Source organism: Pseudogemmobacter bohemicus (assembly GCF_003290025.1).
Taxonomy (GTDB): Bacteria; Pseudomonadota; Alphaproteobacteria; order Rhodobacterales; family Rhodobacteraceae; genus Pseudogemmobacter; species Pseudogemmobacter bohemicus.
Map to the genome: position 1 here is coordinate 177602 of NZ_QNHG01000005.1, position 9832 is coordinate 187433.

At 62.8% G+C, this 9832-nt stretch carries 10 protein-coding genes; 3 read left to right on the forward strand and 7 right to left on the reverse strand.

Annotated elements, in window-relative coordinates; genetic code table 11:
* Position 1: 1 nt before the first annotated feature.
* The 3 genes from DRF71_RS23235 to DRF71_RS23250 form a co-directional block, all read right to left on the reverse strand.
* On the reverse strand, positions 2–985 hold the full coding sequence (locus DRF71_RS23235; RefSeq protein WP_232831650.1) for a c-type cytochrome: 984 nt from the start codon (positions 983–985) through the stop codon (positions 2–4).
* Positions 986–987: 2 nt separating this feature from the next.
* A complete protein-coding gene (locus tag DRF71_RS23240; RefSeq protein ID WP_157971258.1) occupies positions 988–1698 on the reverse strand; it encodes a cytochrome c in 711 nt (236 codons plus the stop codon).
* Positions 1699–2175: 477 nt separating this feature from the next.
* Positions 2176–2736 (reverse strand): L,D-transpeptidase, encoded by a 561-nt coding sequence (locus tag DRF71_RS23250; RefSeq protein WP_112312982.1) that lies wholly within the window; start codon positions 2734–2736, stop codon positions 2176–2178.
* A gap of 523 nt (positions 2737–3259) precedes the next feature.
* Between DRF71_RS23250 and DRF71_RS23255 the strand changes: the two genes are divergently transcribed.
* The 3 genes from DRF71_RS23255 to DRF71_RS23265 are packed head-to-tail and all read left to right on the forward strand — an operon-like array spanning position 3260 to position 5179.
* Positions 3260–3823, forward strand: a complete 564-nt coding sequence (locus DRF71_RS23255) for a L,D-transpeptidase (protein ID WP_112312888.1) — start codon at positions 3260–3262, stop codon at positions 3821–3823.
* Positions 3820–4587: a DsbA family protein gene (locus DRF71_RS23260; protein WP_112312890.1), complete on the forward strand. Its 768-nt coding sequence runs from the start codon at positions 3820–3822 to the stop codon at positions 4585–4587. The genes DRF71_RS23255 and DRF71_RS23260 overlap by 4 nt, the downstream gene beginning before the upstream one ends.
* A 22-nt stretch (positions 4588–4609) precedes the next feature.
* On the forward strand, positions 4610–5179 hold the full coding sequence (locus DRF71_RS23265; RefSeq protein WP_112312891.1) for a cobalamin biosynthesis protein CobQ: 570 nt from the start codon (positions 4610–4612) through the stop codon (positions 5177–5179).
* A 50-nt stretch (positions 5180–5229) separates the two neighbouring features.
* On the opposite strand, the gene DRF71_RS23270 is transcribed toward DRF71_RS23265, so the two are convergent.
* The 4 genes from DRF71_RS23270 to DRF71_RS23285 form a co-directional block, all read right to left on the reverse strand.
* Positions 5230–6186 carry a DMT family transporter gene (locus DRF71_RS23270; protein WP_112312892.1) on the reverse strand — a complete coding sequence of 319 codons (957 nt, stop codon included), beginning with the start codon at positions 6184–6186 and terminating at the stop codon, positions 5230–5232.
* Complete coding sequence (locus DRF71_RS23275; RefSeq protein WP_112312983.1) at positions 6110–7591, reverse strand: thymidine phosphorylase family protein; 1482 nt, start codon at positions 7589–7591, stop codon at positions 6110–6112. Before DRF71_RS23275 ends, DRF71_RS23270 begins: the two co-directional genes overlap by 77 nt.
* A 38-nt stretch (positions 7592–7629) precedes the next feature.
* Positions 7630–8988: an MBL fold metallo-hydrolase RNA specificity domain-containing protein gene (locus tag DRF71_RS23280; RefSeq protein ID WP_112312894.1), complete on the reverse strand. Its 1359-nt coding sequence runs from the start codon at positions 8986–8988 to the stop codon at positions 7630–7632.
* Between the two features lie 37 nt (positions 8989–9025).
* Positions 9026–9832 (reverse strand): ribose-phosphate diphosphokinase (locus DRF71_RS23285; RefSeq protein WP_112312984.1); only part of this gene is annotated, 807 nt, incomplete at its 5' end.

Here is a 9832-nt window from a genome sequence, read left to right on the forward strand (position 1 = left end):
TCTAGTTCCCATTTCCCATATCCATCTGTGAATGATCCATCCCAGCCATCGGGGTCTCGACCGGCGTCGGTGCGGGCGCAGGAATGTCGCCCGTGCCTTCGGGGTCGAGGAGATAGGTGGCAATGGCCTCGCGGTCGGCAGCGCTCAGGAAAGACGTGCCCTCAGCGACGACCTCGGCCATGCTGCCGCCGAAAGCATCACCGTTAGGCAGAATCCCGGACTGAAGCGCGTAAGCCAGGTTCGCAACGCCCCAACCTTTTGCGAGGAGAACGTCACTCAGAATTGGCGGTGCTTTGCTGCCCCCTGGAAGGCTGTCGTTCCCGGAAAAGCGGGCGCCGTCATCAAGGCCCCCTGCCAGGGTTCGGCCCGTGTGACAGGCAGCGCAATGAGCAGCCCCTTCGACCAGCACCCGCCCGCGGTTCCACGGGGAAGACGTGCCCATGAGTGCGTCCGTCTTGGGCGTCTCAAGGTAAGCCGCGCGCCAGAGCTTCAGCCCCGATCTGAAACTGAAGGGAAAGCCGACGTCGTGGGGTGGGGCTGCATCGCCAACAGCCGGGACGGTGCGGAACGCCTCCCAGAGGTCGGCAATGTCCTGATCGGTAAAACCGGCGTAGAAAGAGTAGGTGAAGACGGGGTAGTAGGGGTCGCCGTCAGGCGACACCCCTTGGCGCACCGCCTTGGCGAAATCCTGGACGGTCCAGCGCCCGATCCCGGCCTCCGGATGCGGTGTAATGTTCGGAGGCACGAAGGTGCCGAAGGGTGTGTCAAGAGGCGCACCTCCCGCAAGCGCCAATCCTTTGGCGGCCGAGTTGGTATGACAGGACACGCAGCCACTTGCGCGCGCGAGATAGGCCCCACGTTCGGCATCGCCGGAAGGGAAGCTCGCGGGCTCGACCTCCCCGATCGGCCACAGTGCCAACACTCCGGCACCTATACCTGCCACGATGGCTGGGAAGACAAAGGAAAGCCGGATCAAACCTCGCATGGTCAGTTCCGGCCCGCACGAAACTGCGCATGACAGGAAGAGCATGTCGCGCTGATCCGGTTGAAGAGGTCGTCCGCCGCCAGTGTCGTCAGATCAAGCTCCAAAACTGTCGGGTCCGATGTCCCTCGTGTCACCGCGATCTTTTCCGGAGTCGTTCCGTATCCCATCAATTCCGCGACCGTGAAGCCCTGCGCCGGTTGCGGTGTTCCGGTCATGCCCATGGCCGAGTGATCCATGCCAGCCATCTCGCCATTTGGCGAACTCGCGGGCTCGAGGCCGTTCGGGGCAGCTTCAGCCAAGGCATCAGCATAGGCCTTCAGCTCTTCGGAGAGGGCCGCGAACTCCTGCCAATCGGACCAGATTTCCGGCTTGGCATAGGTGACGCCTTCAAGGCTGTTTTCAGGGAAAAGCGACAGCATCGTCCCTCCCGCATGACTTGCAATGACGCTGGCGCCTTCAGACACAATGAATGTGTCGTAGGGCACGGTGCCCTGCATCATCGGTGCCAATTCCGCGATGGTGTCGCGCATTGCCGTCATTCCGTTCATTCGGTCCAGGACGACGCCCGTCGCCCCCGTATGTGCCAGCGCCACTGCCGCGACGGCGGAAGCGGCAAGCGCGATCGCGCCCGTCCATTGAGATTTCATCTGCCTGACTGCCCTTGGTTTCTTGTTGTTGATCGTTGGCTGCGCCCTGCCGGTGAGGCGGGTCACAGCTTGGGACGAATTCTGGAGTCAGGCTGAGAAAGGGTCGAACCTGAGCCAGTCTTTCAAACCAGCTCGTCTGGTCATCGAACAATCGTTCGGCCCGACTGTCAGGTCAGGGTTCGCGGGGGAGGAAGTGTGATGGCCGGACCGCCAAAACGGCGTTGCGACTGCTCAGCGTCGGGCTGAAGCACAGCCGGAACGGCCGTGGGCTGTATCGAGGCCAGAGCATCGGGCAAAGCGAACGCGGTGCAAATGACGCCGGGGTAGCAGGCAGGCTTTGCCGAGGATTGCTGTTCGGGTGTATCGGCAGCCTCGACTGTGAGGTCGTGATGCTCGTTACCGGACGCTGCTTCTGCAGATTGTCCTAGCACCAAGCCCATGACCAGAGCGACAGTCAGAAGCCACATCGATACGAAACGCAACAACCTGCGTGCAAGCAGGTTCTGCGTTGGGGCCAGTGGGTATGCTGTCGCTCTCATCCGTTCAGATCAGCTTGACTTTCGTTCCGACCGGAGTGCGGTCGAACACTTCTTCGATGTGCTCATTGTAAAGCCCGATGCAGCCGTTCGACGAACGACGCCCGATCTTACGCGTGTCGTGAGTACCATGAATCCGGTAGTACTGCCACGATAGATACAGGGCGCGGGTGCCAAGCGGATTGGTTGGATCGCCTCCTGGCACGAAGGCTGGCCACTCCGGGTTGCGCTCCCGCATCGAGGGCGTCGGAGCCCAACTTGGGTTAACCCGCTTCTCGACGACCTCGGTGTATCCCCGCCGGGTCAATTCATCTGATAGCGGAACCGAAGTGGGATAGAGAAACATCTGACCGTCGCTCGTCCAGTGCTGGAGAACCTTGCCCGTGGTGTCAGAGATGATGACCCCGACCCCAAGCGAGTCGAAGTGGTCCTGCCACTCATGGATGCGGAACGCCGAGATGTTGTTCCGGACTGGTCCCTGATTGTCCTCGGTCGCAAAGGCTGCCCGGCCCGTCAGGAAAGGCGCGGCAAGGGCTCCGGCAACGAAAAGTCGTCGACTGAATCGCATGGTCTGCTCCTCTTTTTTGTTACCTGTGCCGGCTTCCAACGTGGGAAGGTCAAATCGCTTTGCATCGCACAGGGGTCACAAAGAGGTGAAGCCGTGGCGCTTTCGCCGATTTTGTTGGGAAATTCTCTGCTCACTTCGATGTGAACACCTCTCCCATACACCAAGAGCGCTATTCTGCGCCCATGCGTAAGTTTGCGAACACCCTGTGCGGTTTGTGCTTGCTCGTCGCCCTTCTCTGGGCGGCGCTTCCTGATCACGCATCCCACGGCGCTCATGCAGATCATGCTCAAACCGCAGCTGTGGACCAGGACGCCCTTTGCAGCGACGGATCAGGCCATGCCTCCTGCCAGCTTGTCGCAACTGCCTCCTTGTCATTTTTCGAGGTGGCACCGTATGCCAAGTCTGCGCGGTTCGTGATTACGCCGGTCTCTGCCTCAAGCCGCGCCTTTGCCCCCGGTCGCCCACCTCCGCGAACCTTCCTCTGAGTGAACCCTCGTCCTTCACGTTCCTCTCAGGAGTTCGCATGATTTTCCGTCGATCCTTTCTTTCCGGCGCAGCCGCTGCAGCCCTCTCGATGCCAACTGTCCTTCGTGCTCATACCGAAGAACCCTTCGTATTGGCCGACGAATTTCAACCTCGCGAGGTCCGAGTCCGAGAGCAACATGCCCCCGGTCAGATCCTCGTCTTCCCGCGAAGTTTCTTTCTGTACTATGTTTTCGATTCCGAGCGGGCCGTCCGGTACGGTGTCGGCGTCGGCAAGGCCGGTCTGGCATTCAAGGGATCGGCAATCATTGAACGCAAGGCCGAATGGCCGTCATGGCGCCCGACAAACGACATGATCCGCCGGAATCCCGATCGCTATGCCCAGTTTGCCGAGGGGGTGCCGGGCGGACCTGGCAACCCACTGGGCGCCCGAGCCCTCTACCTTTACCGCGACGGGCGCGACACCTACTACCGGATTCACGGCACGACAGAGCCGTGGTCGATTGGACGGTCCGTGTCGAACGGTTGCATCAGGATGCTGAACGACCATGTGATCCAACTCTATGAGCAGGTCCCAGTCGGAACGCCGGTTACTGTCCTGTGACGATCCGCCGTCGTGATGTCTTCGTGTTGGGGGGCATCGTAGCCTTGATGTATGGACTACGGGCCCTGCCCTGGGACCGGCTTGGCGGAAGCGGGCTGTCCTATGTCGACATCGAGGGTGTGCCGCCATTTCGTCGGCTGGAACTGGCCGGACAGACCTCCACGGCAAACATTGCCCTTGTCGGTCTCGATGGGCCACTTCCTGATGCGGGAGCACGCAGGGCGCGCATGGAGACTCTGCGCACCGACCCATGTCCGGCCCTGTTTGGAAAAAGCGCCTTCGACCCTGTCGTTCCGATCGCCTACTTCAGCGAGTTTCGTTGCCCCTTCTGCCGTGCACTCGAGCGGGATCTTCAGACCCTGCTGGCCAAAGACCCGGCCGCGTACCGGCTCGTGCAGCACGAACTTCCAATCTTCGGGCCGCCGTCCGAACTGGCCGCCCGGGCATCCGTTGCCGCCGCACGCCAGGGCAAGCAGCAGGAGCTTCGCCGCTGCTTCATGCGGACACCGATGGTTGCCGAAGAGGCCTCGGTGCGGCGTGTTGCGGAGACCCTTGATCTGGATGTCGAGCGGCTCTTGATCGACATGTCCTCCGTCGGGGTTCAGGCCGAACTCGACCAGACACGCGCACTTGCCGACCTATTCGGGTTCATTGGCACCCCAGGTCTGGTGATCGGACGGACCGAGCTGAGCGGTGCGGTTCCCCTCTCCCTCCTCCGACAGATTGCGGAAGAGGAGAAGGCCGAACCAATTCCGGCCTGTTGATGCGATGAACACACCTACGCATATGCTGATCGGCGCTGCTGTCTTTGCGCGTCCGGTCGTGCCGGCCACTCTGGTAGCGGCCATGCTGGGCGGTCTCGCTCCTGATGTTCCGATGTTTGCGCTGGTGCTTTCTTCGACACGTCTGGCCGGAATTCCGCAGCATGAAGTCTTCGGAACCCTCTTCTACTCGGACTCATGGCAGGCCGTCTTTGCCGTCGATCACAGCTTTTTCGTCTGGGGGCTGCTACTTGCCTTTGGACACTGGCGACGTCACCTCATTCTCACCGCCTTTGTGGGAGCCGGCTTTTTGCATGCGGCCATCGACTTCGTCACCCATCATGACGATGCCCGCCGCCAGCTCTGGCCCGTGTCGGACTGGGTCTTCCGCAGTCCGGTCAGCTACTGGGACCCGAACTATTACGGCGGCATCATCGGGGTATTCGAGGTCGGATTGGCCGGGGCGCTGACTGTCCTGTTGTGTTTGCGTCTCAGACAGTGGAGAGAACGTCTGCTGGTCCTCGGCGTCTCAGCTCCTCTGTTGATTTCGATCCTGCTGACGGGAGATCTGCACGGTTTGCATGGGATGGGCTAAACGGGACTGGCTCACCTCGGAAACATTTTGGCCCGTTCCCGCCTGCCCCGTCATTCGCGCAGGACGGCAAGTGCGATCCCGCTGATCGTCAAAACCATTCCCGCCACAGCAAGCAGAGTAAGACTCTCGCCCAGAAAGCCAACACTGATCGCGACCCCCAAAAGCGGGGCAACGAAGTTGAAGACGTTCGCGGTGTTTAGCGGACAGTCCTTGAGAACCGAGATCCATAACGTGAAAGTTACGGCCGTGCCACCGATGCCCAAGACGATTACCAACGCAAGAAAGCGGGGTTCCAGCACGGCTGAAGTGAGCGGTTCGGATACGAAAGCAAAGATTGCGAGAGGCCCCGCGCCAAGCAGAAGCTGAACCGCCGCCGCTGCGATCGGGTCCACATCCGAGGCAAATCGCTTCGTCAGGGCGTTGCCGATAGCGCTTCCCACCGTCGCCGCGACCACCAGCGCAACTCCCGCGACCGCCGTGGTCCCTCCGGCTGAGATGTCCTGAAGCGTCATCGCGGCAAGTCCAACAAGCGCCACGGACATTCCGATAGCCTGCCATTTTCCAAAGGGCTGGCCGAAAACCACCAACGCCAACAGGGCCGCAACGATAGGCTGCGTGCCCGCTACCACGGCCGCAATGCCGGGCGCGATGAGGCCGGCTGCGCCAAACATGCTCGCGAAGCCTATGGTCGTCGAGAAAATGCCCGACGCTCCCAATTGCAGCCACAACACTCTCGTTTGTGGAAACGGACGGCGCATCGCAAATGCCAACATCAGTAGCGCCAGTCCGGCTACGCCTGCACGGAGTGTAGCAAACTGGAGCGGAGGTGCGAGATTCAGGCCAACCGACAGAAGCGGATAGCAAAGCGCGGTCAACGTGGCGACCGCAAGCAGGCTGGCGAGCGTTCCGCGAGTTAACCGTCCGGACATGTCACCCGGCAATCGTGATGGCCGGTGCAGCGGTTGCGTATTCGAGTGCATAGGCAATTTCCCCAGCGCTCTCTGCATGCAGACGGAAGAGCGGCTGTCCCTTCACGACAGTTTCGCCAACCCGGACGGCAAGGGTAAGCCCTGCGGCCAGATTGCCCGGCGCCCCAGCCAGCTTAGCCAGCCGCGCCAGTCGCCGATTGTCGATTGCGGCAATCGTTCCGGAAGACGGTGACACTGCTTCATGGCTCTGCACCGCTTCGGGCGGCTCACGCAGGCCGCCCTGTGCCTCGCAGATAGCGGCGAATTTCGTCCAGGCGCGTCCGTCAGCAAGCACAGCCCGCGCAAGGCGGGAACCCGTACCGGGCGCAGCTGCCCCGCCGGTCTCCAGCAACGCCGTCGCCAAGGCAAGGGCACGTTCGGCAAGGTCCCGTGGTGCCCCGGCTTCGCGTCTCAAGACGGCCATGACATCACGCGCCTCGGGTGCCGGACCGATGCCCCGCCCGACCGGCTGGCTGCCATCGGTGAGCAGGCAGGCAACCTCGAGTCCCTGCGTCGTTCCCACCAGCGACAGCCGTGCGGCAAGCGCGCGTGCAGACTCGACGGTCCTTATCTTGGCCGTGGGGCCGACGGGAATGTCGATGACGACATGGGTCGATCCGGCGGCAACTTTCTTTGACAGGACCGACGCGATCAGCTGGCTCTCGGCATCGATGTCGATCTCGCGTTCGATCCGCACGAAGGCATCATCTGTCGGGCTCAGTCGGACCGCACCACCCCAGACGACGCAGCCTCCCTCCGCCTCGACAACGCGGCGAATAGCAGGCAGGTCCAGATTGACAGGGGCCAGCGTTTCCATCATGTCCGCCGTCCCCGCAGGCGAGGTAATGGCCCGCGAAGACGTCTTCGGGATCACCAGGCCACATGCCGCCACGATAGCGACAACGATTGGCGTCGTCCGATTGCCGGGAAGGCCACCGACGCAGTGCTTGTCCATGACACGAGGCGCGTTCCAGCTTAACTTTTCTCCGACTTCGACCATGGCTCGCGTCAGAGCGATGGTCTCGGAATCGTCAAGCGGCAGCGCGGCACCGGCGGACAGGAAGGCTGCGATCTGAATATCGCTGAGACGACCGCCCTGGACATCCCGCAGGATGGCAGCAAAGTCCGTCTCCTCAAGGTGACCACCATATAGCTTGCGGCGCACCAGGGACATCGAGTCCGCCGCCGGTGCAGGCCGAACGATTGCCTCGTCCCCCTCTGCTGCACCGAGGCGCGCCCATGCATCTTCTGAGAGCGCAATTTCGTGCAGGTTCAGCACCGTTCCGTCCACGGGCAGAAGCCGGGCGGTGATCCGGCGCCCGCCAGAGTCGATTTCGACGCGCGCACGGGCATGCAGCCCCTCGGACCGGCACACCTGACAATCGGATCGCATCATGGCAATCGCTTCACCCTGACTGTGCAGGCCGATCCGCAAAAGCCGCATCAGCGGCAGCGCGGCGCGGGCGTCGGCGATCGCTTCGCTCACAGTGCGAACTCCTGATCCTGTCGTGCGGCGTCCGCATGCCAGCCAAGGTCGCGCTTGATCTTCACTCGCAGCGCCTCGGCGGCCTCCGGCTCGCCGTGGACGATCGTCACGTGTTTCGGTGCAGCCCGAAACCCGCCCAGCCATCGAAGCAGTTCGCCCGCATCGGCATGGGCGGAAAGCATTGGCAGGTTCGCCACTTCGGCCCGCACGGGCACCCATTCGCCGAACATCTTCACTTCGGACGCGCCATCGACCATCGACCGCCCGCGCGTCCCCGCCGCCTGAAAGCCGGAAAAGAGGATGAGGTTGCGCCGGTCGGGCGCAAAGGCGCGGATGTGGTGCAGGACGCGTCCCCCGGTGGCCATGCCGCTGGCTGAAATCACGATCTTCGGGTAGGGGTTGGTGGTAATTGCCTTCGATTTCTCCACATCGCGGACATAGGTTGCAATCGCGCAAGCGTCGCGGCAGGTATCCACCGACATGCGGTGGTCATTCGGGTAGGTGCAAAGCAGCTCGCTCGCATTGATCGCCATCGGACTGTCGAGGTAGACCGGCAGATCCCGGAACCGACCGCCCTGCTTCAGCTTCCAGATGTAGTAGAGCAGGCTTTGCGCCCTTCCAACGGCGAAGGCCGGAATGACCACGGTGCCACCCCGTGCCGCAGTGCGCGAGATCAGCGCCGCCAGCGCCTCGGCCGGGTCGGTCTGGTCGTGGCTGCGGTTGCCGTAGGTCGATTCGATGACGATGTGATCCGCTTCTTCCACCGGCTCGGGGTCGACCATGACTTCATCGCCGTAGCGCCCGAGATCGCCCGAGAACACCACCTTGCGCCCGCCCCAGTCGATGCTGGCGGTCGCGGCACCCAGAATGTGCCCCGCGCGCCGATAGGTCAGCGCCGCATCCCCGAGGACGGTCGTCGTCGCGTGGAAATCGACCTCGACAAAGGCCTCCAGCGCGCGTTCGGCGTCCTTGACGCCATACAGGGGCCGCGCCGGCTTGTGCTTGGTATAGCCCTTGCGATTGGCGTATTCCGCATCCTTTTCCTGCAGATAGCCGCTGTCGCGCAGGATCAGTTCGGCCACAGCCCGCGTTGCGGGAGTGGCGTAGATCGGGCCGCGGAACCCGTCGGCCACCAGTTTCGGCAGATACCCGGAATGGTCCAGGTGCGCATGGGTCAGCACGACCGCGCCGATCGACCGGGGTTCTACCGGAAACGGCGCCCAGTTCAGGTCGCGCAGGTTCTTCAGACCTTGAAACATGCCGCAATCCACCAGAATACGCTGGTTGCCGCGGGTCAGCAGATGGCGCGAGCCGGTAACGGTTCCCGCCGCGCCGTGCGTCGTAAGGGTCAGCATGAAAGACCTCCGTCAAGGGCCGAAGCCGGTATGTGATTCATCGTGCGGCCAGCCCCGCCAATGCGTGCGCCACCAGCGGGGCAAGCGGGATCGCATTCGAGGGATGCGGCACGCTATCGCAGGACACCACACGCGCCGAGACCGCCTGAAGCCGCGCGAAGGCGTCCCCGGCGAAAAGCGCATGGACCACGGCACAGACCGGCCGCGCCATGCCCCGCGCGGCAAGAAGGTCAGCCGCCGCGATCAAGGTGCGTCCGGACGAGGCGATATCGTCGATCAGAACCGGGGTGCATAGCGCATGTCCAGTCAGGTCCGGCAGGTCGACCGATACGTCATAGTCGCCGCGCCGGGTCTTTTCCATCACCCTCCAGGGCGCGCTGATCCGCTCGGCGATGGCTTGCACCCATTGCGCACTTTCGGAATCCGGCCCGATCAGTAGCGGTCGTTCCACATTGGCCACGATCCAGTCGGCCAGCGCCGGGGCCGCCTGCACCGCTGCGGCCGGAATGTCGTAGAGGTCAGACAGCGCAGTGCGGCGGTGCAAATGCGGATCCACCGTCACAAGCCCATCGAACAGTGACGAGACGAGCCGTGCGAACGTGTCGGACGTCACCGCTTCGCCAGGTTTGAACGCCTTGTCCTGCCGCATGTAGGCAAGATAGGGCGCAACCAAACGGACACGCGCTGCCCCCTGCGCGCGGGCCGCATCGGCGGCAAAGGCAAGGCGGAGGAAATCCGGGTTCGGTCCGGCCAGCGTGGCAACCACATCGACGGCACGACCCTTCACGGGCGCCAACAGCCGCAGATAGGTCTCGCCGTCTGGAAAGCGGCGGGTTTCAATCCC

What these genes read in the sequence shown, in the direction of transcription:
- DRF71_RS23235 (WP_232831650.1), bottom strand. Translation starts at nt 985, where the DNA reads ATGCGAGGTTTGATCCGGCTTTCCTTTGTCTTCCCAGCCATCGTGGCA.
- DRF71_RS23250 (WP_112312982.1), bottom strand. Translation starts at nt 2,736, where the DNA reads ATGCGATTCAGTCGACGACTTTTCGTTGCCGGAGCCCTTGCCGCGCCT.
- DRF71_RS23255 (WP_112312888.1), top strand. Translation starts at nt 3,260, where the DNA reads ATGATTTTCCGTCGATCCTTTCTTTCCGGCGCAGCCGCTGCAGCCCTC.
- DRF71_RS23265 (WP_112312891.1), top strand. Translation starts at nt 4,610, where the DNA reads ATGCTGATCGGCGCTGCTGTCTTTGCGCGTCCGGTCGTGCCGGCCACT.
- DRF71_RS23270 (WP_112312892.1), bottom strand. Translation starts at nt 6,186, where the DNA reads ATGCAGAGAGCGCTGGGGAAATTGCCTATGCACTCGAATACGCAACCG.
- DRF71_RS23275 (WP_112312983.1), bottom strand. Translation starts at nt 7,591, where the DNA reads ATGCGGCTTTTGCGGATCGGCCTGCACAGTCAGGGTGAAGCGATTGCC.
- DRF71_RS23280 (WP_112312894.1), bottom strand. Translation starts at nt 8,988, where the DNA reads ATGCTGACCCTTACGACGCACGGCGCGGCGGGAACCGTTACCGGCTCG.